The following is a 23,983-nucleotide window of genomic DNA, read 5'->3' as shown; positions in this document are numbered from 1 at the left end:
ATGCCGCGCCGCCCGCTATCGATCTTGGACATCGAGAGAGGGATTTAAGCCATGCGAATCGAAGCCATAGCCATCGGAAAGAACCCGCCCGAGGACATCAACGTCATCATCGAGGTGCCGATCGGCGGCGAGCCGATCAAGTACGAGATGGACAAGGAGGCCGGCACGCTGTTCGTCGACCGTTTCCTACATACGTCGATGCGCTACCCCGGCAATTACGGTTTCGTGCCGCACACGCTGTCGGGCGACGGCGACCCGATCGACGTGCTGGTCTGCAACACGCGCGCGCTGGTGCCGGGCTGCGTCATCAATGTGCGACCGATCGGCGTGCTGGTGATGGAAGACAATGCCGGCCAGGACGAGAAGGTCATTGCCGTGCCGTCGCCGAAGCTGACGCTGCGCTACGAAAACGTCACCGAATACACGCAGCTGCCCGAGATCACCCGCGACCAGGTCCAGCACTTTTTCGAGCACTACAAGGATCTCGAGCCCGGCAAATGGGTCAAGATCGAAGGCTGGCACGATTCCAAATACGCCAAGAAGATGATCGTCGACGCGATCGCACGGGCGAAGGCGGCAAAGTAGCGCCGAGAGAGGCCTGCGTCTCGTTCAAGTAAGCGGCAAACGCCACCGCGAGGCACCCCCCTCTGCCCGGCAGGGCAGAGGGGGGTGCCTTGCACCCACGTGGCTAGTTATCCACCCGACCAAACGCCGGCACGTTGCCGATGACGGTGTGCTTGTCCTTGCCACAGGCGAAACTCTTCGCCTTTTCGTCCGCCAGCTTGCGCGCCTGGTCGTTGGCCTGAGGGTTGCCGGTGGCGAGCACGAGGCCGATGGTGCAGCCGTCGCGGGCTTCCATCTGGGCGACCTTGGCGACGAGCAGCACTTCGGTCGGCTTGTTCTCATCCTCGGGATTGCTGATCGAGCGGCGGTGGATCACCGCGAAGGGAACGGCAACGTCGCCCTTGGTCTCGATGCGCCATTCGACCTTGGCGCCGGACGAGTTGAAGCCGGAAAAGCTCTCCCAGACCGAGGTCATCTCGCCGCCGGGCGGAAACCCGTAGAATAGCGATTCACGCGCATCGTCGTAGGCGATCAGCACGGGATAGCCGCGATAGCCGGAGCAGGCGAGTTCGGCCCAGTCGCCGTCACCTTCCTCGGCCTGCGCATAGGTGACGCAATCCTTTTGCGAGTCGGGTCGGTGTAGACGCTGGATATTCCGTCGGCATGGGCGGTTTGGGATAGGGCGGCGAGGGCGAATGGAACAAGCAGCAGGGTTCGCATGCGGACGTCTCCCGTGAAGTTCGCCCCAGCCTATCGCCAAATCTGCGGCCGGCCTAGCGTGCCAATCTCAACGTTGGCGCCGCCCAAATCGCCCTGCCGGGCAATTCTCCCCTGAACGGGAGAAAGTGGCCGGCTGCGCCGCTGGCGACAACCTTGCAACGCTGGCAATTGGCGAAATCGTGATGAGAGCGTTCCTCGCCCCATTTCCGGGAAAGGATGCCGCCAGGTGAGGGGCGGCGCCAACGCTCGAAATGTTATTTCTTCAAGCTCGCCTCGATCAGCAGGTCGGCGTTGCGGGCGACCGCTGCCGCCGGGCCTCCGAGGCCGAAGAGCTGGCCACTGATATAGGCGCCTTCGATCAACAGCAGCAGGCCGTCGCCGAGCGTGTCAGGGTCTTTAGCGCCCATCGCTGCGGCCATCGCGCGCAGGCGGTGGCGCAACTCCTGCTTGTTGGCCTCGCTGACGACGCGCGCCGGATGGCCATGTTCGGGATATTCCACCGCCGCGTTGGTCATGCCGCAGCCGCGATAGTCCGGCCTTTGCGTGCGCTTGCCGACGCGAGTTAGGAAAGCCCTGAGCTGTGCCCGTGGGTCGCCGGGATGGGCAGCCACGGCTTCGTCGAAACGCTCCCAATACTCACGGTCATATTGCCTGAGATAGGAAGCGGCGAGCTCGTCCTTGGAGGGAAAGCTGCGGTAGAGGCTGGGCTTGGTGACGCCGGCGCGCTTGACGATCTCGTCGACGCCGATCGCCCGGATGCCGCGGCGGTAGAACAGGTCGTAGGCCACGTCGAGGATTTTCTTGGCAGCCTTGGGCGGTGCGGCTGCATGACCGTCCTTGATGGTCAGTTCAATATTTTTGTCCGTTGGCATGGTATGACTCGATTGACGTGTTACCGATCGGTACGTATACATGTCCTCACCCTGCAACGTACCGGTCAGTAACATGATAGCTCAATCCCGTCCCTTTGGCCAGCGCTACGCTTTCGTCGTGGTTGGCGTCATCTTCCTTTGCCTGTTGATCGCGGCCGGGCTTCGTTCCGCACCCTCGGTGATGATGCTGCCGTTGGATAAAAGCTTCGGCTGGGGGCGCGATACGGTTTCGATTGCCGCTGCGATCGGCATCTTCCTTTACGGCCTGACCGGGCCGTTTGCCGCCGCATTGATGGAGCGTATCGGCTTGCGCCGCACGCTGCTTGCCTCGCTTGTGATCATGTCGGGCTCGACCGCGCTCAGCCTACTGATGACCGAGCCCTGGCACCTGTTCCTCACCTGGGGCGTGTTTTCCGGCATCGGCTCCGGCGCGGTCGCCACCGTGCTCGGCGCCACCATCGTCAACCGCTGGTTCAAGACCAATCGCGGCTTGGTGATGGGGCTGATGTCGGCCTCCAGCGCCACCGGCCTCTTGGTGTTCCTGCCGCTGCTGGCATCGCTCGCCCAGTCGGGCGGCTGGCAGCCCGTCGCTACCGCCGTCTCGATCGCCACCGCCTGTCTTCTGCCGCTGGTCTGGCTGTTGGTTCCGGAGCGTCCCGCTTCGATCGGCATGGTGCGCTATGGCGCCGGGGCCGATGACGTGCCGCCGGTATCGCCGGCATCGCAAGGCAATTTCCTGGCGCATACGCTGAACACGCTACGCCGCGCTGCCCGCACCCGCGTCTTCTGGTATCTGTTCGCCACGTTCTTCATCTGCGGCTTCACCACCAACGGGCTGGTCGGCACGCATCTGATCTCCTTCTGCGGCGACATGGGCATCCCCGAGGTACAGGCCGCGGGCCTGCTGTCGCTTATGGGCATTTTCGACCTGATCGGGACGACGCTCTCGGGCTGGCTCACCGACCGTTTCGACCCGCGCAAGCTGCTCGGCGTCTACTACGGCATTCGCGGCCTGGCGCTGATCTATCTGCCCTATTCCGGCTTCTCGGCGACCAGCCTGATCATCTTCGCGGTGCTCTACGGTCTCGACTGGATCGCCACCGTGCCGCCGACGCTCAGGCTCGCCAACGAGGCCTTCGGTGACCGCAGCGGCCCGATCGTGTTCGGCTGGATCGTAGCCGGCCACCAAGTCGGCGCCGCCACCGCCGCCGCCTTCGGCGGCACCATGCGCGAATTGCAGGGCAATTACGAACTGGCTTTCCTGATCGCCGGCATGACGGCGATCGTGGCTGCGTGTCTGTCGCTGCTGATCAATACGAGCAGGCCGGCTTTCGATCCGGAGCCGCAAGCGGCGTAGGGCGCGGTACTAATCTCCCCCTGGTGACGCTCGATCCGGTGCGGTCGGCGTAAGCCTTTGGGTCGGTGCGAAGGATCGCTATGCCTGGAATGGGCAGCCGTCAGTCCGGGTAGCAAACCGTCGGAATCTTCGGCCACACCGCGCTGTCGCAGCCTGCAACCTGCTGCCTCTGCTTGAAAGAGGCGCTGACCGGGCCGGTGACCACGGGGTCGACGCCATCAGGGGCGTCGGCAAACATCTGCTCGGCCGTCCGGTCGGACGACGAAGCCGGATTGGCTTCCTTCACCGTGGCGGCCGATTGAGCGGCATTGGCCGCCAGCACGGCAGCGAATGCGACCGAAGCGATGAGGGGCCAAAATCGGTTGAGTTTGTCGGTCATGAATTTCGAACTACCCTGGCCCAGAAAGGTTCCCGCCTTGGTTAACAAAACCATCTCACACCGAGATGCTTAAGATTTGATGAGTATTTGGTGGTGCGCCTCCTCTTTCGCAATTGCGAAAAACCCTGTATGAGCCGCGCAACCGAAAGAGGCGGCGCCTTTTGGCCTGCTGCCTGCAACGCTCCCGAGACCACAAAATGAAAATTCGTAATATCGCGATCATCGCGCACGTCGACCATGGAAAAACCACCCTCGTCGACCAATTGCTGCGGCAATCCGGTTCCTTCCGCGACAATCAGCGCGTCGCCGAGCGCGCCATGGATTCCAACGACCTCGAAAAGGAACGCGGCATCACCATCCTGGCCAAGGCGACCTCGGTCGACTGGAAGGACACCCGCATCAACATCGTCGATACACCCGGCCACGCCGATTTCGGCGGTGAGGTCGAGCGCATCCTGTCGATGGTGGATTCGGCGATCGTGCTGGTCGACGCCGCCGAAGGCCCGATGCCGCAGACCAAGTTCGTCGTCGGCAAGGCGCTCAAGGTCGGCCTGAAGCCGATCGTCGTCATCAACAAGATCGACCGTCCGGACGCCCGCCACGTCGAGGTGGTCAACGAGGTGTTCGACCTGTTTGCAGCGCTTGACGCCACCGACGAGCAGCTCGACTTCCCGATCCTCTACGGTTCTGGCCGCGATGGCTGGGTCTCGGAAAATCCGGAAGGCCCGAAGGACCAGGGCCTGGCGCCGCTGTTCGACCTCGTCATCAAGCATGTGCCGGAGCCGACCGTTCATCCCGGCCCGTTCCGCATGATCGGCACCATCCTGGAAGCCAATCCCTTCCTCGGCCGCATCATTACCGGCCGTATCGAGAGCGGCACGCTGAAGTCCAACCAGGCGGTCAAGGTGCTCCACCATGACGGCACGCAGATAGAAACCGGGCGCATCTCCAAGATCCTCGCGTTCCGTGGCCTTGAGCGCCAGCCGATCGAAGAGGCGCAGGCGGGTGACATCGTCGCCATTGCCGGCCTGTCCAAAGGCACCGTCGCCGACACGTTCTGCGACCTGGCGGTGACCGAGGCGTTGCATGCGCAACCGATCGATCCGCCAACCGTGACCATGTCTTTCCTGGTCAACGATTCGCCGCTCGCCGGCACTGAAGGCGACAAGGTGACCAGCCGCGTCATCCGCGACCGCCTGCTGCGCGAAGCCGAAGGCAATGTCGCGCTCAAGATCGAGGAATCGCCCGACAAGGATTCGTTCTTCGTTTCCGGCCGCGGCGAATTGCAGCTGGCCGTGCTGATCGAGACGATGCGCCGCGAAGGCTTTGAAATCGCCGTGTCGCGTCCGCGCGTCGTCATGCAGAAGGGCGAGAACGGTGAATTGCTGGAGCCGGTCGAGGAAGTCGTCATCGACGTCGACGAGGAGCACGCCGGCATCGTCGTGCAGAAGATGTCGGAGCGCAAGGCCGAGATGGTCGAGCTGCGGCCTTCGGGCGGCAACCGTCAGCGCATCGTCTTCCACGCGCCGACGCGCGGACTGATCGGCTACCAGTCGGAACTGTTGACCGACACGCGCGGCACCGCCGTGATGAACCGGCTGTTCCACGCCTACCAGCCCTACAAGGGCGAACTGCCGGGCCGCACCAACGGCGTGCTGATCTCCAACGAACAGGGCGAGGCAGTGGCCTATGCCATGTGGAACCTCGAAGACCGCGGCCCGATGGTCATCGACCCGGGCGTCAAGGTCTATCAGGGCATGATCATCGGCATCCATAGCCGTGACAACGACCTCGAAGTGAACGTGCTGAAGGGCAAGAAGCTGACCAACATCCGCGCCGCCGGCAAGGACGAGGCGGTGAAGCTGACGCCGCCGATCCGCATGACGCTGGAGCGCGCGCTGGCCTGGATCCAGGACGACGAGCTGGTCGAGGTGACGCCGAAGACCATCCGCCTGCGCAAGCTCTATCTCGACCCGAACGAGCGCAAGCGCTTCGAGAAGTCGGCCAAGGTTGTGGGCGCGGCGTAATCGTCTGATTGTCTAGATTCAAGAGGGGCGAAGCACCGGTGCTTCGCCCCTCTTGTCATTCACCCACGGCAGCCGAAATGATGGCTTCACGATCCGGCTCGTCGGCCAGGTCAATGCGAATCGCCGTGCCGTCGCGGGCCGGCTTGTGCAAAGCCCTGGCGCCTTCGGGAACGACAACCAGCAATCGTTTCTCCTCCAGTGCCTGAAGCCGCGACCGCGAGATGCCGAGTTCGCCGGCGAGCAGACGGTCGAGCCGCAGCGATGTCGGCATTTCCAGCCCAAGCCTGATTTCAAGCGCGGCTGCGGGTCGGCCTTCGCCGCCGAGCCGGTGTTTGTGAACGGCGACATCGGGAAACTCCTCGACGCGGCCGACCCGGTTTCGCAAAGCCACGACATCGAAGGCATGGCGGCGGGCGAGGGCCGGATCGTTGCTTTCGAGCGCTGCCAGCAGCGCGGGTTCGATGTCGCGGCGGTTGCAGCGTTCGAAAATGCCGAAATTCCACGAATTGTCGCAGTCGATGCAGCGATAGATCAGCCAGACATCAATGCGTTTGCCATTGGCGTTGACGCGGAATTTGTCGCTGCAGCGATAGGCTTTCACGGCGCCGCAGCGGTTGCAGTGGATCAGGGGTCGAGGTGCGATTTCGGGCGCGATTGCCCAGTGGATAGCGAGATGTTGGGACAAGCCGGAAGACCTTCCAGTGTGGAAGTTCTTCAGGTCGGCAATGGCGAGATGCCCATGCGGGCACGGCGTGGCGAGAGCTAGCTATGTCGGAAATCAGCTGTCACGGGCGGCAAAGCGCGCGACAACGGTTCAGCAGTGCCAAACCGGTCTCGAACCGCCGCCTGAGGAACACGTGAAATGGAGCAGGCACCGCTTAATGCGGCGCCCTGCCAAGCGTGATCAGGGGAGTTGGCGAGACCGGCGGTTACTGAGGCAAAATGAAGCTCGAAATGGATGTCGGGACGGCTCTTCTAGCGGCAAGATGCCGAGCGGGCAAGGTTAATAGCGGGTGTCTCGCCATGCTCAGGCGAAGGCGATCTGTACCTTCATCGATTTGTTGCGGTCGCCGGCGATCTCGAAGGCCGCAACCGCCTCGTCCATCGGATAGATGCCGGTCAGCAGCGGCTTGACGTCGACGCGACGGTTGTTGATCAGATCGACGGCCAGCGCGAACTCGTCGTGGAAACGGAAGGAGCCGCGCATTTCGATCTCCTTGGCGACGATGAGATTCTGAGGCAGCGACATGTCGCCGCCTAGGCCGAGCTGCACGAGCACCCCGCGCGGCTTCAGCACATCGAGCCCGGCTCGCACCGCGCGCTCATTGCCGGAGCATTCGAACATGACGTCGAAACTGCCCTTCTCGACATTGTAGCCAGCGAGCTTGTCGGCATCTGTGGCGACATTGATGGTGCGGTCGGCGCCGATCTCGTTGGCCTTGGCCAGAACCGCGTCCATGACATCGGTGACGACGATCTCACGCGCGCCGTGGACACGTGCGGCAAGGATGCTGAGCGCACCGATCGGCCCGCAGCCCGTGACCAAGACCCGCTTGCCGAGCAGCGAGCCGGCGCGGTTGACGGCATGCAGCGTTACCGCGAACGGCTCGGCAAAGGCGGCTTCGTTGATGGAGACATAGTCGGCGATCTTGTGGCACTGCCAAGCCTCGGCGACGAGGCGCTGGCGGAAGGCCCCCTGTATGTGCGGCATCGGCATGGCGCTGCCGTAGAATCGCATGTTGAGGCATTGGTTCTGCACGCCCTGCAGGCAGTACCGGCACGCATTGCAGGGCCGGCTGGGCGAAATAGCGACGCGGTCGCCGACGGCGAGGCTGGAGACGCCGGCGCCAAGCGCCTTCACCGTGCCGGCGACCTCATGTCCCAGGATCATCGGCTCGCGCAGGCGCACCACGCCGAAGCCGCCATGATTGTAGTAGTGCAGGTCCGAGCCGCAGATGCCGCCGGCCTCGACCGATATTTCGACCTGTCCGGCGCCAGGCGCGCCGGGATCGGTCTCTTCGATGCGGAGGTCTTTTGCCGCGTGGATGACGATTGATTTCATGGCCGCGATCCTTTCTCAAACCACCAGCGCGGGCAAGGTCCGGCCGCTGAAATTGTCGCGTTCGCTGGCCCATCAGGCTGAAGGTGCCAAATCGCCACCGATCGGATATTCTTCGCCATCCAACGCTCGAAGGCTCCGTCATGCACCTCACCTCGCTCCTGATCTTCGCCGCCGCTTTGTTCGTCGCCGCCGGTTCGCCCGGACCGTCGATCGCAGCCCTTGTCGCCCGCGTCATCTCGAAGGGCTTTCGCGACGTGTTCCCGTTCCTGCTTGCCATGTGGATCGGCGAGGGCATCTGGTTGTCGCTGGCGGTGTTCGGGCTGGCGGTCGTGGCGCAGACGTTTCATTTCGCCTTCGTCGTCGTGAAATGGGTGGGCGTCGCCTACCTCGCTTACCTCGCCTGGAAGATGTGGACGGCGCCGGTCGAGGCCAGGGAAGGCGAGATGCCGCGTGAGGATTCGCCGCTCAAGCTCTTCTTCGCCGGCATGGCGGTGACGCTCGGCAACCCCAAGATCATGATGTTCTATCTGGCCCTGCTGCCGACGATCATCGACCTGGCTTCGGTCAGCGTCATCGGCTGGGTCGAGCTGACGGCGACGATGGCGGTGGTTCTCATCGCCATCGATCTCGCCTGGGTGGTCGCGGCGTCGCAGGCGCGCAAGCTGTTGAAGAGCAAGCGCGCCATGAAGATCGCCAACCGCATCAGCGCCACGACGATGGCCGGCGCCGCCGCGGCCATCGCGGCGCGTTGACCTCTCCTACGAGGAGAAGGAAACTTTCACCTCGCCATGGCGTGGTATTCGTCGTTCGGCCGCATGTCGATGGCCGCCGCCACGCGGTTCGACATGTTGAAGAAGGCGGCGGTCGAGGCGATGTCCCAGATGTCGCGGTTGGTGAAGCCGGCGTTGCGCAGTGTTTCCCTGTCCGCCTCGACGATCTTTGCCGGCTCTTCCGTCAGCTTGACGGCGAATTCGAGCATCGCCGTCTGTTTCGGTGAAAGATTGGCAGCGCGGAAGTTCATCACCATCATCTCGCCGAAAGCCGGATCGCCGGAGAGCTGGCGCACCGCCGCGCCATGCGCGGTCAGGCAATAATAGCAGTGATTGATCGAGGAAACGACGGCCGCGATCATCTCCCGTTCCAGCTTCGACAGGCCGGATTCACCCAGCATCAGATCATTGTAGGTGTCGGTAAAGGCGCGCAGCTTCTTCTCGTCGAAGGCATAGGCAAGAAGCACGTTGGGAACCAGGCCGAGCTTTTCCTCGCATTTGGCGAAATAGGCTTTTGTCGCCTCGCTCAGTTCCGCGATACCGAGGTCAAGTGCGCTGATTTTGCCGGACATGGGGTCTCCCTCTTCGTTCACCGCCGCCTGACTGTCGAATTCCTGTAATTCTTATCGAGCCGTCAAACCTTTGTCGCCAAACAGCGGTCATCTGCTACCATAGTCGTAAAAGCATGTGACGGGAGGACAACATGGCGAGCGTGAAATCCGCAGCTAAGCCGAAGAAAACAGCCACTGCCGGGGTGAAACCCGACGGGAAGCCGGCCAGGCTCGCCGACTATCTGCTGGCCCGCGCGCCGGCCGAAGACATTGCCGCCTATGACGCCGCCGACCTGGAGCGCGCCGCCGACCTGGCAGGACGTGCGGTCGCCGCCCACAAGAAGGGCCAAAGTGTCGTCGCCGTCGATGCCGAGTCGGGCGTCTCCCGCGAGGGCCGCCCGATGACGATCATCACCGTCGTCAACGACAACATGCCGTTCCTGTTCGATTCGATCCTCGGCGAGATCACAGAAACTGCCGGCGAACCGACTTTGGTCACCCATCCGGTCATCGTCGTGCGCCACGGCAAGGCCGGCGTCGACGAGATCCTCGGCGACGGCAGCGCCCTCAAGGACGATGGCAATCACGACCGCCTGAGCGTTGTCCATGTCCATATTCCGCGCCTGACGGCGGAGCAGGCCGACGCGCTGGCCGACCGCCTGCGCAAGATGCTCAACCAGGTGCGCGCCGCCGTCAGCGACTGGAAGCCGATGCTCGCCCGTCTCGACCAGGCGATTTCCGAATTCCGCTATTCCGCCGTGCCGCTCGACAAGAAGAGCGTTGCCGAGGCCATCGCCTTCCTTGAATGGCTGCGCGACGACAATTTCACTTTCCTTGGCATGCGCGAGTTCAAATATTCCGGCGGCACGGAGAGCGGCAATCTGGAGCGCGCCGACAAGCCCGGTCTCGGCATCCTCGCCGACCCGGATGTGCTGGTGCTCCGGCGCGGCACCGAGGCGGTGACGACGACGCCCGAAATCCGCGCCTTCCTGCATGGGCCGGAGCCGCTGATCGTTACCAAGGCCAACGCCAAGTCGCTGGTGCACCGCCGCATTTATCTCGATTATATCGGCGTCAAAACCTACACCGCCAAGGGCACGCTTGCCGGCGAGTTGCGCATGGTCGGCCTGTTCACCTCGACTGCCTACACGCGCTCGGTGATGAAAATCCCGTATCTGAGGTCAAAGGCCGAGACCATCATCGCCAAGTCCGGCTTCGACCGGCACGACCATTCCGGCAAGGCACTGATCAACGTTCTGGAGAGCTATCCGCGCGACGAACTGTTCCAGGTGCCGGTGCCGATCCTGAAGAAGCACGCCGCGGCCATTCTCGGCCTGGTCGAGCGGCCGCGGGTGCGGGCGCTGGTGCGCGCCGACCAGTTCGACCGCTTCGTCTCGATCCTCGTCTTCGTGCCGCGCGACCGCTATGACAGCGTCGTGCGCGAGAAGATCGGCACCTATCTCAAGACCGTCTTCGAAGGCCGTTTGTCGGCTTACTATCCGGCTTTCCCCGAGGGCGGGCTGGCGCGTGTGCATTTCATCATCGGCCGCTCGGGCGGCAAGACGCCGAAGGTCGAGCAGGCGGTGATCGAAGCGGCGATCCGCGACATCGTGCGAACCTGGGACGACGCGCTGGCCGAAGCTGCGGAAGCCGTCGGCGGCGATCCATCGCTGAAGGCGATCGCCGCGCGTCTGCCTGAGAGCTATCGCGATTCCTTCAGCGCGGCCGTCGCGCTGAAGGATGCGGGGCGCATCGCCGGCATCAGCACCGCCAACCCGATCGCCATCGACTATTACCGCCATGCCGAGCAGAAACCGCATCAGGCAGCGCTGAAGATCTACCACCACGGCAGCCCGGTAGCGCTGTCGCGTCGCGTGCCGGTGCTGGAAAACATCGGCTTCCGCGTCATCAGCGAGCGCACCTTCGAGGTTGGCGAGGACGGCGGCGACACCGTCTTCGTCCACGACATGGAGCTGGAGAACAGCTACGGCAAGCCGATCGACCTCAGCGATGGCGGCGCGCTGTTCGAGGACGCGTTCCTGTCGGTCTGGCGCGGCGACATCGACAATGACAGCTATAACGGGCTTGCCCAGACCGCCGGGCTGTGGTCGGGCGAAGTCAGCATTCTGCGCGCCTATGGCCGCTACCTGCAGCAAGCCGGTATTCCGCAGAGCCAGGATTTCATCGCGGCCGCGCTCAACCGCTATCCCGACATTGCGCGCGGCCTGCATGCGCTGTTCGTCGCTCGTCTCGGCCCGACCGCCGAGACGGAAGGCGTGATCGCCGCCAAGCACCTCAAGGCCAAGATCAAGGACGCGCTGGAGGAAGTCCCCAACATCGATGACGACACGATCATCCGCCGCTATCTCAACCTGATCGAAGCCTCGTTGCGCACCAACCATTTCGTTGCGGGAACGAAGGCGCGGGGCCAGTCGCTGGCGATCAAGCTGGACTCGCAGGCGGTCGAAGGATTGCCAGCGCCGCGGCCGTGGCGCGAGATCTTCGTCTATGGTTCCGAGGTCGAAGGCGTGCATCTGCGCTTCGGCCCGGTTGCGCGCGGCGGCCTGCGCTGGTCGGACCGAGCCCAGGATTACCGCACCGAGGTGCTCGGCCTGGTCAAGGCGCAGCAGGCCAAGAACGCCGTCATCGTGCCGGTCGGCGCCAAGGGCGGCTTCTATCCGAAGAAGCTGCCGATGAGCGCCGGCCGCGACGCCATCTTCGAGGCCGGCACCTCGGCCTACAAGAATTTCGTTTCCAGCCTGCTGTCGATCACCGACAATATCGGCCTCGATGGCGTCATACCCCCAGCCGGCGTCGTCAGGCGCGATCCTGACGACCCCTACTTTGTCGTCGCCGCCGACAAGGGCACGGCAACCTTCTCCGACACCGCCAATGCCATTTCGGAGAAACACGGTTTCTGGCTCGACGATGCCTTCGCCAGCGGCGGCTCGGCCGGTTACGACCACAAGAAGATGGGCATCACCGCCAAGGGCGCCTGGGAAGCGGTCAAGCGGCATTTCCGCGAGATCAACCGCGACATCCAGGCCACCCCCTTCACCGTCGTCGGCGTCGGCGACATGTCGGGCGACGTGTTCGGCAACGGCATGCTCTTGTCGCCGCAGACCAGGCTGATCGCCGCCTTCGACCATCGCGACATCTTCATCGATCCCGATCCAGACAGAGTGGCGTCGATGGCCGAGCGCGAGCGCATGTTCGCGCTGCCGCGTTCGTCCTGGCAGGACTACGACAAGACCAAACTGTCGGAAGGCGGCGTCATCGTCTCGCGCAGCCAGAAGTCGATCACGCTGCCTGCGGCAGCGGCGGCGGCGATTGGCCTCGCCAAGACCACCGCGACACCGGCCGAGATCATGACCGCCATCCTCAAGGCGAATGTCGACCTGTTGTGGTTCGGCGGCATCGGCACGTATTTACGGGCCTCGGGCGAAACCAATGCCGAAGTCGGCGACCGCGCCAATGACGCCATCCGCATCACCGCGCTCGATGTGCGGGCCAAAGTGATCGGTGAGGGCGCCAATCTCGGCGTCACGCAGCGTGCCCGCATCGAATTCGGCATGAATGGCGGTCGCTGCAACTCCGATGCCATCGACAATTCCGGCGGCGTCAACTGCTCCGACGTCGAGGTCAACATCAAGATCGCGCTGGCGTCCGCCATGCGCAAGGGATCGCTGACCCGGCCGGCGCGCAACAAGCTGCTGGCCGAGATGACCGACGAGGTCGCTGGCCTCGTGCTGTCCAACAATTACGAACAGACGCTCGCGCTCTCCATCGCCCGCAAGCGCGGCCTTGCCGACATCGCGCACCAGAGCCGGTTCATGGCGGCGCTGGAGGCTCGGGGCCTGCTCGACCGCGCTGTCGAGACGCTGCCGTCGCCGGCCGCCCTTGCCGAGCGCGAGGCGCGTGGCGAGCCGCTGACCCGGGCGGAGCTTGGCGTGCTGCTCGCCTATGCCAAGATCGTGCTGTTTTCCGACATCGTCGCCAGCGACGTGCCTGACGACGCGCATTTCGACCGCGATCTGATGGGCTATTTCCCTGACCGGATGGCGAAGAAATATGCGGCCGAGATCCATGGCCACCGGCTGCGCCGCGAAATCATCGCCCGCGTCGTCGCCAACGATCTCGTCAATCGCGGCGGACCGTCATTCGTCAACCGGCTGCAGGAAGCCACGGGGCGCAGCGCGGCCGACGTGGTGCGCACCTTCGCCGTGGTGCGCGACGGCTTCGCGTTGCCGGCGCTCTATCAGGAGATCGATGCGCTGGACAGCCACATCGACGGCCAGGCGCAGCTCGATCTCTACCAGTCCGTCAGCCGGCTTATCTTCGTGACCAGCGGCTGGTATCTGAAGAACGATGCCGGCACCGCAGCGCTCGGCCAGCGCATTGCCGAACTGCAAGAGGCGCGCATGGCGCTGGAGCCGAAGCTGCTCTCGCTGCTACCGGCCTTCTCGCGCGAGCGGGTCGAGGAGAGGCGGTATGGCCTGTTCAAGGCCGGCGCCCCCGAAAAGCTCGCCGGGCAGCTGGCAATGGCCGATGTGGCGGGACTGATCCCCGACATCGCACTGACGGCGCGCACGGCCAATGCCGACGTCGTCGCCTCGGCCAAGGCGTTCTTCGCCGTCAGCGATGCCTTCCGCATTCCGCGCGTCGAAGAGGCGGCGCGTTCTATCACGCCGTCGGACTATTACGACCAGCTGGCGTTGTCGCGCGCCACCGACACGATCGGCGCGGCGCGGCGCGGCATCGCGGTGGCGGCTCTCGCCGGCCATGCCGGGACGGCGGATCCTGTGGCGGCCTGGCTGGAAGCCGGCGGCGAGCGAGTGGCGCGCATTCGCGAGCGTCTGCAAGCGCTGACCGAAGGCGGGGATATCACCGTGTCCAGGCTGTCGGTGGCTTCGGGGCTGATGAGCGATCTGACGGGGATGTGAGGCTCGGGACTTTACCCTCCCTTGTGGGAAGGGTCGCTGCGAAGCAGCGGGGTGGGGGTGCGGCACCGACCCCCACCCGGACCTTCGGTCCGACCCCCACAAGTGGGAGGTAGGGGCGCGGCGCCTTTCTTCGCGTCTCTTTGCAGGTAGACAGCGGCGACATCCAGGTGAGGGGCAGCGCGAATCTTTGGCGGTTTGCATGAGCATTCGAAACATGCAGACATGGCGCCCGACACGGGCGGTGCCGGGGGAATCATCATGGCGGCAGTAGAAACAGCGCAGCGGGCATCCGGGCGTGGCATCTGGGGGTGGATGTTCTTCGACTGGGCGGCGCAGCCGTTTTTCACCGTCGTCACCACCTTCATCTTCGGCCCTTATTTCGTCTCGCGCATGGCCAACGATCCGGTTTCGGGTCAGGCGGCCTGGGGCTACGGCATCGCTGTTGCGGGCCTGGTTATTGCCGTGCTGTCTCCCATCCTCGGCTCGATTGCCGACCAGACCGGGCCTCGCAAACCATGGATCGCCTTCTTCGCCTCGATCAAGATCATCAGCCTTTGCCTGCTATGGTTCGCCGCTCCCGGCTCGAACCTTTTCCTGGTGGTGCTGTTCTTTTCTCTCGCCTCGGTCGCGGCGGAATTCTCGACCGTGTTCAACGATTCGATGATGCCGCGCCTGGTGCCGAAGAGCGAGATCGGCCACGTCTCCAACATTGCCTGGGGACTTGGTTATCTCGGCGGCATGATCGCGCTGATCTTTGTTGTCGCCTGTCTTGCGGGTTCGCCGGAGACCGGCAAGACGATCATCGGCATCGACCCGCTCTTTGGGCTCGACCCGAAACTCGGCGAGGACGCGCGCGCCACCGGGCCGCTGTCGGCCGGCTGGTATTTCCTGTTCATCCTGCCGATGTTCTTCTTTACGCCGGACGCCATCAAGGGGATTCCGATCGGGCCCGCGGTGCGCGAGGGGCTGTCGGAACTGAAGTCGACGCTGACTGAAGTGCGCCGGCGCAAAGGCATCTTCCGCTTCCTTGTCGCCCGCATGATTTATCAGGACGGCGTCAATGCGCTGCTCGCTTTGGGCGGCACCTTTGCGGCAGCGATGTTCCACTGGTCGATCACTGAGATCGGCATGTTCGGCATTATCCTCAACGTCGTCGCCATCGTCGGCTGCCTGGTTGCCGCATGGCTGGACACCGCGCTTGGCTCCAAGACCATCGTGATGATTTCGCTCGTCCTGCTCAGCATCGCCACCATCGGCATCGTTTCGACCGGGCCAGGCTACACGTTGTTCGGCGCCTGGATGATGCCGGGAGCCGATAGTGGCGGCCTGTTCGGCACGGCGGCGGAAAAGGCCTACATTTTCTATGGCCTGCTGATAGGGCTGGCGTTCGGACCGGTGCAGGCGTCGTCACGCTCCTACATGGCGCGCAGCGTCACCGCAGCCGAGTCCGGCCGCTATTTCGGCATCTATGCGCTGGCCGGACGGGCGACGAGTTTCCTGGCGCCGTTCATGGTGGCGTCGATCACGCTCGCCAGCGGCTCGGCGCGGCTCGGCATGGCGGCCATCGTGCTGTTCCTGGGCGTTGGGATCGCGATATTGATCTGGACGCCGTACCCGGCGGATCAGCCGGTGGAATAGCGCCGCACTTTTCCTTCTCCCCTTGTGGGAAAAGGCAGAGGCGCTCAATGCCTGAAATGCCTCACGCCGGTAAACACCATGGCGATGCCATGCGCGTCGGCAGCGGCGATAACGTCGTCGTCGCGCATCGAGCCGCCGGGCTGGATCACCGCCGTGGCGCCGGCTTCGATCGCGGATATGAGCCCGTCGGCGAAAGGGAAGAAAGCGTCGGAGGCGACCACCGAGCCCTTGGTCAACGGCTCCGCGAGGCCAGCTGCTTCCGCCGCGTCGAGCGCCTTGCGGGCGGCGATGCGCGAGGAATCGACGCGGCTCATCTGGCCGGCGCCGATGCCAACCGTGGCGCCGTCCTTGGCGTAAACGATGGCGTTCGACTTGACGTGCTTGGCGATGCGGAAAGCGAATTTGAGGTCGGCCATCTCGGCCGCCGTCGGTGCGCGCCTGGTCACCACCTTCAGTTCGAGATCGTCGACCACCGCGTTGTCGCGGCCCTGGACGAGCATGCCGCCGGCGACGGATTTCACAGTGATGCCGCCGGCGTGCGGATCGGGGAGACCGCCGGTGACCAGCAGGCGCAAATTCTTTTTGGCGGCGACGATGCGGACAGCGTCCTCCGACGCGTTCGGCGCGATGATCACCTCGGTGAAGGTTTTTACGATCTCCTGCGCCGCTTCGGCATCGAGGATGCGGTTCATGGCGACGATACCGCCAAAGGCCGAAACCGGGTCGCAGGCCAGCGCTCTCGCATAGGCAGCAGCCAGCGAAGCGTCCTCGGCGACGCCGCACGGGTTGGCGTGCTTGATGATGGCAACGGCGGCGCAGCGGTTGGGGTCGAACTCGCCGACCAGCTCGAAGGCGGCATCGGTGTCGTTGATGTTGTTGTAGGACAGCTGCTTGCCCTGCAACTGGCGAGCCGTGGCGACCCCCGGCCGCTTGTCGCCATTGACATAGAAGCCGGCGCTCTGATGCGGGTTCTCGCCATAGCGCATGACGCTTTCCAGCCTGCCGCCGAAGGCGCGCCAGGTCGGGTGCTCGATCTCAAGCGTTTCGGCGAACCAGCCGGAGATCGCCGCGTCGTAGCTGGCGGTGCGGGCAAAGGCCTTGGCCGCCAGCTTCTGGCGGAAATCCAGCGACAGCGAGCCGATGTTCATCTCCAGCGCGTTCAGCACCGAGGCATAATCGCCGGGATCGGTGACGATGGCGACATAGGCGTGGTTCTTGGCCGAGGCGCGGATCATCGCCGGGCCGCCGATGTCGATGTTCTCGACAACAGCGGCATAGTTGGCGCCGGAGCGGCGGACCTCCTCGAACGGGTAGAGATTGGAGACGAGCAGATCGATCGGCTCGATACCGTGATCGTGCATCGCCTTGGCGTGTTCGGGATCGTCGCGCACGCCGAGCAGCGCGCCGTGCACCGACGGGTGCAGCGTCTTGACGCGGCCGTCCATGATCTCGGGAAAGCCGGTCAGTTCGGAAACGTCGCGCACGGCAAGGCCAGCTTCGGCGATCGCCTTTGCCGTGCCTCCGGTCGACACCAGCTCGACGCCGGCCGCGACCAGCCCTTTGGCGAAGTCGATCAGGCCGGTCTTGTCGAAGACCGAAAGCAGGGCGCGGCGGACCGGAACGAGGTCGGGTGCCGGAATGTTCTTGGCGGCGACGGCCATGGGCTGGCGGCCTTTCAGGGCTGATTGGAGAGCGTTGCCGGGCCGTAGCACATGAGGTCAGGAAATCAAGCCGGAAGCTTGATCAAGCCCGGCAACGACGCTCAGCTGTTCTCGGGATAGCCGGCGATGCCGGTGCGTGTCAGCTGCCAATGCACCTCGGCGATCTCCGAGGCCTTGAAGGCGAGCACGATCTGGCGGCTGCGGCGCGGGCCGCCAAGGCCGGCGAAATAGATCGATTCCTCGACCTCCGGCACCACTTCGGTGCAGGTGAACACCCAGGTGTCGGCCTGGTCGGCGGTCAGCACCAGGCGGTCATGCTCGTCTTGCAAAAGGTTGATATCAGGGTGGATGTGGAAGCGCACCACGACGAAGTCGCGGCCATTGTTGCGGATCGCCGCACCGCCCGGGCGGAGGAAGCGATCCCTGCCGGCGAGCACATTGGCCTCGCTCGACAGTTTCAGCTCGCGCTCATGCAGGAAGCCAAAGCGCTGCATATAGCCGTCATGGCGGGCGATGAAGCCTTGCGTGCCCTTCTGGTCGATGCGCTTGCAAGGCACATGCTGCGGGCCGCCGAGCAAGGGTGAGCCGAGCAGGTCGTTGACGCGCAGCGAATGGGAAAACCGCGCCGACGAGGTGTCGTTGATGGTGGCGGTCGAATGCGCCGCGGTGGCACGGGCCAGCGGCCGGAACTCGGCGGCGCCATAGGTGTCGATGCCGGCATTGACGATATAATGCTGGCGACCGGACGAGAGTTCGAAGGCCAGGCACCCGGCATGCGCGGCGTTGGACACATCGACGGCCGGCGACGGGCCGGTATCGGCAATCACCGTCACGCCGCCCATCGACAGGCGCTCATAGCCGGAATGCGGCGCGTGCAGCAGCGGCGCGCCGGCGGTGTCGTCGTGGCGCAAGATGGTGGCTATACGGTCGTGGATGGTGGCGCCCATGCCGTTGAAGCGGGCGAGGCTGCCATCCTGATGGCGGAAGAAGCGCAGCGCCGGCAGCATGCGGTCGATGGCGCCCATCAGGGCGGCCGGTGGCGTTTCTGCCTGATTGGCATAGGTCTGACGCAGCGGCAGGAGATCGGCGAGCAATTCGAGCACCGCCATCGGGTTGCGCGAAATATGGCCGCCATCGGGAAGGATCTGGCGGTCGAGTTCTTCCGCCAGGCTGCGGGTGGCGCCGCGCAGTGCCGAGGCCGGCGCCGGCAGCGACAGCGCGGCGAAGGCAAGCGCGATACGAGCGCGCAGCCTGTCCTTGCCGTCCGGCATCTCGCGCGCCATCGAGCGGAGATAGCGGATCTGCACGGCGAGCGATTTCAGGAAGGCGCGATAGAACGGAAATTCGGCCCCTTGTAGGACAACCGAGGAGTGTTGCAACCAGGCAATGACTCGCTTGGCGGTGGTGCCGGGCTCCCAGGCTATGCCGGAAATCTGGTTGCCATGCATGGCGATCCAGTCGGAGACAAGCGCGCGTGCATTGGCGGCGGCCAGCTCGGTGCCGGCGGCGCGCATATGGCGCAGCCAACGGAAACCGTGCAGCGTCTTCACCCAGCCGCGGTTGGCGACGTCGATCTGGAATGGTGACTTGCCGCCGGTCTCGACCAGATGTCCCGACAGCGGATAGCGGCCATAATAAATCTCGAGCGCGATCTGCGGATCGGCGAGCCTGAGGTCGGGCGGTGCGATCAGGACGCGTTCGGGCGTGCGCCCGGAATAGCGCCAGCGATAGACTGGCCCTGCGCGAAGGCGCCGGCGCGTCTTGCGCCAAAACTCCTTAGCGACAAGCGTCCACAGACGTGTCGTGCTGCCGGCAGCCAGTGCCAAAACCCCTCCTCGTCGCCTGGAGCTAGAGCATGCTGTCGTCCGAAAACCGCGTCGCAGGTTTCGGCATCATGTTCCGGTACCCCAGCACAAGCTTATATGATTCAAGAACTTATGCGAAGTCGAATTCCGCCGACGTGAAGCGCCTCACGCTGCCGGCCACCGACCCACCCCGAAAAAAGTCAAGCGCTTCGCGGGCTTAAGCCCGGCAATCCGGCACTCACTTGCGGTTGTGGCGAGACCGAAATTCGCTGGGCGAACAGTTTTCGCGGTCGCGAAACAGACGGGAGAAATAGAAGGCGTCGTGGATGCCGACGGCGGCCGCAATGGACTCGATGGGCGAATCGGAGGCGGCCAGCATCTGTTTGGCGCGGTCGAGCCTCGTGCGCAGTTGGAAGGCCTTGGGCGACATGCCGGCTGCCCGCGCAAATCTGCGCCGCAAGGTTGCCGGCGACATCGAGAATTTCGCGGCGAAGGCATCGAGATCCACCGGGTCGCACGCGCAGCGGCGCAATTCGTCGATGATGGGCTGCATGTCGGCATGCTGGAAGCCGGGATTTCGTTGACGGTTGTTCCAATCCATTGCCTGGCGGGCAGCACGCACGACGATGCGATGCATCGTGGCGGCGGCTTCTGCCTGGCTCAGCATCGTATCGAGCGACAGCTCACCGTGCAGCCTGTCGAACAGCCGCTGCATTTTGCCGAGGTCGCGCAAGGGGACGACAGGGGCGTCCTCGGCGATCAGCCGCAGCCGGGTGAAATCGCGTATCAAGGCCCCGTCGAAGAGCGCCCAGCGTTCGAGCCAGCCCGATGCGTCCGGCCCGTAGGAATGCATTCTCCCGGGAAGCAGCCAGAACAGGGCCGGCGCTTGGATCGTCTGCATGCCGGCAGTCCTGGTTTCAAGCCAGCCTTGACCGTTCTCAATCAGCACCACGGCGAATTCCGGCAATTTGCGCGCTTGGATCGCCTGAGTGACGCGATGCCGACCAATCCCTGTAACCGACAGGCCGCCGGCCGCGGCCGGTGCGGATCTGTAGAGTGCGTAAGAGAGATCGTTCATGAGCGAAAAGTCCATGGCTTCGTTCTGTCCATGGGCGAGTGTGCGAACAGTATGACATTTCCAGCTAAGGATGGAAAATCGCAGGTGGCTGAAATGTCAAGCTCAACAGGTGGCACGCAACGACGGATTCCTGTTGCGTCAATCGATCTGAACGCCAACGGCAAGACATTATCGATGGCGCCGAACCGGTTGGGTCATCTCGTGCCAACCGACGCCGGGGTCGGCATCGATGCCATTCGCGGCCTCCTTGCCGAGCAAGGCTATGTCTGGCTGAAAAGTATGCTGCCGCGCCGCGACGTCATCGATTTTCGCGGCTGGGTGTTTTCATATCTGGCCGACACCGGCTTGCTGCAGCCCGGGTCCGATCCCGCGCTTGGCCTGGCGGCGGCCGCCGGCACGTTCGACCGTCAGCTCGCCGATCGCCGGTTGATGGCGCTGGTTCGCTCCACCGCCTATGAAGGGTTCTGCGCACAGCCCCTGATGGCGCGGCTGATGGATGCGTTCGTCGGCGGGCTGTCCTATTTGCACAAGCGCAAGATCATGCGTTTCACCCAACCGGGCACCACAGTGGCGACGCCGGCGCATTACGATCTCGTCTATCTGCGCGGCGGCACCAGCCGCATCGTCACTGCCTGGATCCCGATCGGCGACGTTCCCGTCGACATGGGCGGCCTGGTCTATCTCGAGGGATCGCACGCCATCGGCCTCGACATGGAGGCCCGGTTCGCTAGGGACAATGCCGGGCTGAGCCCGCAGGAGCGCATCAGCGCCTACAACCGGAACATGAGCGAGGGCGGCTGGGTGTCGAAGGACCTGCCCGACATGGCGGAGCGGTTCGATACACGCTGGCTGATCGCGGATTTCGAGGCCGGCGATGTCGTCCTCCACTCGCCCTACATGATCCACGCCTCGACAACCAACCAGAGTGCGGAGGGGCGTATCCGGCTCTCCACCGATATCCGCTACCAGAATGTCGATGATGAGATCGATGCAAGGTGGGGGAAGCACTGGTCCTTGGACGACATGCTTTAGGCATGTCGTCGCGTCGGAGTCAGGCCAGACGTCGCATGCGGGCGGCAAAGAAGCCGTCCAGGCCGGAAACCCCTGGCGAACCACGGTCAAGATCGGCGGGTGTGGTGCGCAGCGTGCCTTGCGGGGTCAGGAAGGCGTCGATGCCGGCGATTTCGCCGGGCTGCAGTGGATCGTCGGCGACGGTTTTGTTGCCGGCCAGAAAGACGCGATACAGATCCTCGCCTTCGATCGGGTCCAGCGAACAGTTGGAAAAAACAATCCGACCGCCCGGTTTGACCAAAGTGACGGCGCGGGGGAGCAGCTTTGCTTGCAGATCGGCTAGCTTTTCGACGTCGGCTGCCGTCTTGGTCCATGGCACGTCGGGGTGGCGCCGAACCGTGCCTGTGGAAGAGCAGGGCGCGTCGAGCAGGACGGCGTCGAAAAGCTCCGCCGGCTGGTATTTCAGCAGATCGGCCTGCACGATCTCGGCGGACAGCCCGAGCCGTTCGAGGTTCTGCGTCAGCCGCGCCAGCCGGTTCTTCGAGGTGTCCACGGCGGTGACTTTGGCGCCGGCAAGGATCAGCTGAGCGGTCTTGCCGCCGGGGGCGGCGCAGAGGTCGGCGACGCGTAATCCTTTGACATCGCCGAACAGCCGCGCCGGAAAACTGGCGGCGGCGTCCTGGACCCACCATGCGCCTTCGCTGAAGCCCGGCAGTTCGGTGACGGAGGCGTTGAGCTTTTCCACTCGCACCGTGCCGGTCGGCAGCACGATGCCGCCGAGCTTTTCGGCCCACAGTTCGGGATCGGCCTTGACCGTGAAATCCACCGGCGCCTCAACGCGATGCGCCGCCAGGATCTGTCTGGTCATCTCAGGGCCATAGGCGGCCTTCAGCCGGTCGGAGAACCATTTTGGCGCCTCGTCGGTGGCGGCAAGAGCTGCCGGCAGTTCGGTCTCCTTGGCGCGCACCAAAGTGCGCAGCACGCCGTTAACGAGGCCGGAAAAGCGCTGCGTGCGTGGGTCCGACTTGGCGTGGGTCACAGCCAAATCGACGGCGGCGCTGTCGGGGATGTCGAGGAACAGGATCTGCGCCGCCGCAACATGCAGGATGTGCGACAGCGCTGTGGCGTTGGGCGGCAGCGGCTTTTCAAGGCGGCGGGCGAGGAGCCCGGCAATGGTCATGCGGTAGCGCAGCGCGGTCACCAGTATGGCGCGCACCAGGCCGCGGTCGCGCAGGTCGAGCACCTTGTATTGCGGATGGCCGTTCTCGTGGTCCGTCAGCCCGTCGAGCGGCGTTTTGGCGTCGATAACGGCGGACAGGAGCCGCGCCGCTGCCTTGCGCGCGGCGAGGCCGGCGACGAATTCGTCCGAGCTGTTTTCGCGAACGCCTGAATGTGCGAGCCGGGGTTTGGCGCCGCTCACGACCACGGACCTTTGGGTCCGGTCGGGTTGCGGCCCCACGGATTGGCTTTCGGCTTGGCCGGTTTGGTCGGCGGCGTGGGCCGTGCTGCCTTGCCCCACGGACCTTGCTCGGCATCGGCCGGCAATTCTTCGATCGGCTCTGGCGTCGGCGCCTGGCGCGGCGCCGGCTGGCGGCCTGCCATGTCGCGCGCCATCGCCTGCAGCGCGGCGATGCGGTTGTCGGTGTTCGGGTGGGTCGAAAACAGGCTGTCCATGCGCTCGCCGTGAAGAGGATTGATGATGAAGAGATGCGCGGTCGCGGGATTGCGTTCGGCATCCGGGTTGCGGATGCGTTCGGCGCCGCGGGCGATCTTGTCAAGCGCCGATGCCAGCCAAAGCGGATTTCCAACGATTTCGGCGCCGCGCCGGTCGGCCTCGTATTCGCGGGTGCGGCTGACCGCCATCTGCACGATCATGGCGGCGAAGGGCGCGACAAGCATCGCCACCAGCACGCCGACAAAGCCGAACGGGTTGTTGTTGTCGCGGCTGCCGCCGAAGAAGAAGGCGAAATTGCCGAGCATCGAGATGGCGCCGGCGAGTGTCGCGACAATGGTCATGGTCAGCGTGTCGCGATGCTGGATGTGGGCCAGCTCATGCGCCATGACTGCCGCCACCTCCTCATGCGAAAGGCGCTCCAGCAGCCCGGTCGAGGCCGCGACCGCGGCGTTCTCTGGATTGCGGCCGGTGGCGAAGGCGTTCGGCTGCGGATTGTCGATCAGATAGGTCTTGGGCATCGGCAGGCCGGCCTGCTTGGCCAGCGCCTCGACGATGGCGTGGAATTCGGGTGCGTTCCTGGCATCGACCTCGACGGCGCGGTTCATCGACAGCACCATCTTGTCGGCATTCCAGTAGCTGAACAGATTGGTGCCCGCGGCGACCAGGAAGGCGATCATCATGCCGCCGGTGCCGCCGATCAGAAAACCGACGCCCATGAACAGCGCCGTCATCGCGGCCAGGAGCATGGTGGTGCGTAGCGTGCTCATCATCTGCTCCCTGTGCGGCCGTGGCAAAAAAAGGTCGATCGGGGTGAACTCATGGCTATATGATGGGAAACGCCGCCCTTCGTTTCAATCCGCCCGGACTATC

17 protein-coding genes and 1 pseudogene are annotated in these 23,983 nt (G+C 64.3%); 7 read left to right on the top strand and 11 right to left on the bottom strand.

Annotation, left to right across the window (positions count from 1 at the left end):
* Window positions 1-51: 51 nt before the first annotated feature.
* Window positions 52-585 carry an inorganic diphosphatase gene (gene ppa / locus NLY37_RS21560; protein ID WP_023668623.1) on the top strand — a complete coding sequence of 178 codons (534 nt, stop codon included), beginning with the start codon at window positions 52-54 and terminating at the stop codon, window positions 583-585.
* A 103-nt stretch (window positions 586-688) separates the two neighbouring features.
* Here ppa and NLY37_RS21555 read toward each other — a convergent pair.
* A pseudogene (locus NLY37_RS21555) lies at window positions 689-1,284 on the bottom strand (hypothetical protein).
* A gap of 254 nt (window positions 1,285-1,538) precedes the next feature.
* Window positions 1,539-2,156: a TetR/AcrR family transcriptional regulator gene (locus NLY37_RS21550; RefSeq protein ID WP_023698744.1), complete on the bottom strand. Its 618-nt coding sequence runs from the start codon at window positions 2,154-2,156 to the stop codon at window positions 1,539-1,541.
* Window positions 2,157-2,229: 73 nt separating this feature from the next.
* On the opposite strand from NLY37_RS21550, the gene NLY37_RS21545 reads away from it, so the two are divergent.
* Entirely contained in the window at window positions 2,230-3,513 is a 1,284-nt protein-coding gene (locus NLY37_RS21545) for an MFS transporter (RefSeq protein ID WP_031246275.1), read from the top strand.
* Window positions 3,514-3,613: 100 nt separating this feature from the next.
* On the opposite strand, the gene NLY37_RS21540 is transcribed toward NLY37_RS21545, so the two are convergent.
* The gene (locus NLY37_RS21540) at window positions 3,614-3,892 is read right to left on the bottom strand and encodes a hypothetical protein (RefSeq protein ID WP_023753187.1); all 279 of its coding nucleotides are present in this window, start codon (window positions 3,890-3,892) and stop codon (window positions 3,614-3,616) included.
* 197 nt (window positions 3,893-4,089) lie between these two features.
* On the opposite strand from NLY37_RS21540, the gene typA reads away from it, so the two are divergent.
* Window positions 4,090-5,919 carry a translational GTPase TypA gene (gene typA, locus NLY37_RS21535; protein ID WP_023681424.1) on the top strand — a complete coding sequence of 610 codons (1,830 nt, stop codon included), beginning with the start codon at window positions 4,090-4,092 and terminating at the stop codon, window positions 5,917-5,919.
* Window positions 5,920-5,974: 55 nt separating this feature from the next.
* On the opposite strand, the gene NLY37_RS21530 is transcribed toward typA, so the two are convergent.
* Complete coding sequence (locus NLY37_RS21530; RefSeq protein WP_023742190.1) at window positions 5,975-6,604, bottom strand: DUF1062 domain-containing protein; 630 nt, start codon at window positions 6,602-6,604, stop codon at window positions 5,975-5,977.
* Window positions 6,605-6,946: 342 nt separating this feature from the next.
* On the bottom strand, window positions 6,947-7,981 hold the full coding sequence (locus tag NLY37_RS21525) for an L-idonate 5-dehydrogenase (protein WP_023742191.1): 1,035 nt from the start codon (window positions 7,979-7,981) through the stop codon (window positions 6,947-6,949).
* A gap of 140 nt (window positions 7,982-8,121) precedes the next feature.
* Here NLY37_RS21525 and NLY37_RS21520 point away from each other — a divergent pair, with 140 nt between their 5' ends.
* Window positions 8,122-8,733 carry a LysE family translocator gene (locus NLY37_RS21520; protein WP_023742192.1) on the top strand — a complete coding sequence of 204 codons (612 nt, stop codon included), beginning with the start codon at window positions 8,122-8,124 and terminating at the stop codon, window positions 8,731-8,733.
* Between the two features lie 26 nt (window positions 8,734-8,759).
* On the opposite strand, the gene NLY37_RS21515 is transcribed toward NLY37_RS21520, so the two are convergent.
* The gene (locus NLY37_RS21515) at window positions 8,760-9,323 is read right to left on the bottom strand and encodes a peroxidase-related enzyme (RefSeq protein ID WP_023742193.1); all 564 of its coding nucleotides are present in this window, start codon (window positions 9,321-9,323) and stop codon (window positions 8,760-8,762) included.
* 131 nt (window positions 9,324-9,454) lie between these two features.
* Between NLY37_RS21515 and NLY37_RS21510 the strand changes: the two genes are divergently transcribed.
* Together NLY37_RS21510 and NLY37_RS21505 are read left to right on the top strand one after the other, a co-directional pair.
* Window positions 9,455-14,245, top strand: a complete 4,791-nt coding sequence (locus NLY37_RS21510) for an NAD-glutamate dehydrogenase (protein WP_023742194.1) — start codon at window positions 9,455-9,457, stop codon at window positions 14,243-14,245.
* A 258-nt stretch (window positions 14,246-14,503) separates the two neighbouring features.
* On the top strand, window positions 14,504-15,883 hold the full coding sequence (locus tag NLY37_RS21505) for an MFS transporter (RefSeq protein ID WP_031246277.1): 1,380 nt from the start codon (window positions 14,504-14,506) through the stop codon (window positions 15,881-15,883).
* Window positions 15,884-15,927: 44 nt separating this feature from the next.
* Here NLY37_RS21505 and purH read toward each other — a convergent pair whose 3' ends face one another.
* The 3 genes from purH to NLY37_RS21490 all read right to left on the bottom strand — a co-directional run bounded on the left by purH (window position 15,928) and on the right by NLY37_RS21490 (window position 20,442).
* On the bottom strand, window positions 15,928-17,544 hold the full coding sequence (purH, locus tag NLY37_RS21500; RefSeq protein WP_023742196.1) for a bifunctional phosphoribosylaminoimidazolecarboxamide formyltransferase/IMP cyclohydrolase: 1,617 nt from the start codon (window positions 17,542-17,544) through the stop codon (window positions 15,928-15,930).
* A 101-nt stretch (window positions 17,545-17,645) separates the two neighbouring features.
* Window positions 17,646-19,370 carry a heparinase II/III family protein gene (locus NLY37_RS21495; RefSeq protein WP_023742197.1) on the bottom strand — a complete coding sequence of 575 codons (1,725 nt, stop codon included), beginning with the start codon at window positions 19,368-19,370 and terminating at the stop codon, window positions 17,646-17,648.
* A 217-nt stretch (window positions 19,371-19,587) separates the two neighbouring features.
* Window positions 19,588-20,442 (bottom strand): helix-turn-helix transcriptional regulator, encoded by an 855-nt coding sequence (locus NLY37_RS21490; RefSeq protein ID WP_023835206.1) that lies wholly within the window; start codon window positions 20,440-20,442, stop codon window positions 19,588-19,590.
* A 78-nt stretch (window positions 20,443-20,520) separates the two neighbouring features.
* Here NLY37_RS21490 and NLY37_RS21485 point away from each other — a divergent pair, with 78 nt between their 5' ends.
* Window positions 20,521-21,459: a phytanoyl-CoA dioxygenase family protein gene (locus NLY37_RS21485; RefSeq protein ID WP_023742198.1), complete on the top strand. Its 939-nt coding sequence runs from the start codon at window positions 20,521-20,523 to the stop codon at window positions 21,457-21,459.
* A gap of 19 nt (window positions 21,460-21,478) precedes the next feature.
* Here NLY37_RS21485 and NLY37_RS21480 read toward each other — a convergent pair whose 3' ends face one another.
* Window positions 21,479-22,864, bottom strand: a complete 1,386-nt coding sequence (locus NLY37_RS21480) for an RsmB/NOP family class I SAM-dependent RNA methyltransferase (RefSeq protein WP_023742199.1) — start codon at window positions 22,862-22,864, stop codon at window positions 21,479-21,481.
* Window positions 22,855-23,880, bottom strand: coding sequence for a zinc metalloprotease HtpX (gene htpX / locus NLY37_RS21475; protein WP_023704959.1), 1,026 nt, complete (start codon window positions 23,878-23,880; stop codon window positions 22,855-22,857). Before htpX ends, NLY37_RS21480 begins: the two co-directional genes overlap by 10 nt.
* Between the last annotated feature and the right edge of the window lie 103 nt (window positions 23,881-23,983).

This window comes from Mesorhizobium sp. C395A (assembly GCF_030323205.1).
Classification (GTDB): Bacteria; Pseudomonadota; Alphaproteobacteria; order Rhizobiales; family Rhizobiaceae; genus Mesorhizobium.
Note: the sequence above shows the minus strand (reverse complement) of the source record. Positions and strands in the feature narration are given on the sequence as shown.

What these genes read in the sequence shown, in the direction of transcription:
- ppa (WP_023668623.1), top strand. Translation starts at nt 52, where the DNA reads ATGCGAATCGAAGCCATAGCCATCGGAAAGAACCCGCCCGAGGACATC.
- NLY37_RS21550 (WP_023698744.1), bottom strand. Translation starts at nt 2,156, where the DNA reads ATGCCAACGGACAAAAATATTGAACTGACCATCAAGGACGGTCATGCA.
- NLY37_RS21545 (WP_031246275.1), top strand. Translation starts at nt 2,230, where the DNA reads ATGATAGCTCAATCCCGTCCCTTTGGCCAGCGCTACGCTTTCGTCGTG.
- NLY37_RS21540 (WP_023753187.1), bottom strand. Translation starts at nt 3,892, where the DNA reads ATGACCGACAAACTCAACCGATTTTGGCCCCTCATCGCTTCGGTCGCA.
- typA (WP_023681424.1), top strand. Translation starts at nt 4,090, where the DNA reads ATGAAAATTCGTAATATCGCGATCATCGCGCACGTCGACCATGGAAAA.
- NLY37_RS21525 (WP_023742191.1), bottom strand. Translation starts at nt 7,981, where the DNA reads ATGAAATCAATCGTCATCCACGCGGCAAAAGACCTCCGCATCGAAGAG.
- NLY37_RS21520 (WP_023742192.1), top strand. Translation starts at nt 8,122, where the DNA reads ATGCACCTCACCTCGCTCCTGATCTTCGCCGCCGCTTTGTTCGTCGCC.
- NLY37_RS21515 (WP_023742193.1), bottom strand. Translation starts at nt 9,323, where the DNA reads ATGTCCGGCAAAATCAGCGCACTTGACCTCGGTATCGCGGAACTGAGC.
- NLY37_RS21510 (WP_023742194.1), top strand. Translation starts at nt 9,455, where the DNA reads ATGGCGAGCGTGAAATCCGCAGCTAAGCCGAAGAAAACAGCCACTGCC.
- NLY37_RS21505 (WP_031246277.1), top strand. Translation starts at nt 14,504, where the DNA reads ATGGCGGCAGTAGAAACAGCGCAGCGGGCATCCGGGCGTGGCATCTGG.
- purH (WP_023742196.1), bottom strand. Translation starts at nt 17,544, where the DNA reads ATGGCCGTCGCCGCCAAGAACATTCCGGCACCCGACCTCGTTCCGGTC.
- NLY37_RS21490 (WP_023835206.1), bottom strand. Translation starts at nt 20,442, where the DNA reads ATGGACTTTTCGCTCATGAACGATCTCTCTTACGCACTCTACAGATCC.
- NLY37_RS21485 (WP_023742198.1), top strand. Translation starts at nt 20,521, where the DNA reads ATGTCAAGCTCAACAGGTGGCACGCAACGACGGATTCCTGTTGCGTCA.
- htpX (WP_023704959.1), bottom strand. Translation starts at nt 23,880, where the DNA reads ATGAGCACGCTACGCACCACCATGCTCCTGGCCGCGATGACGGCGCTG.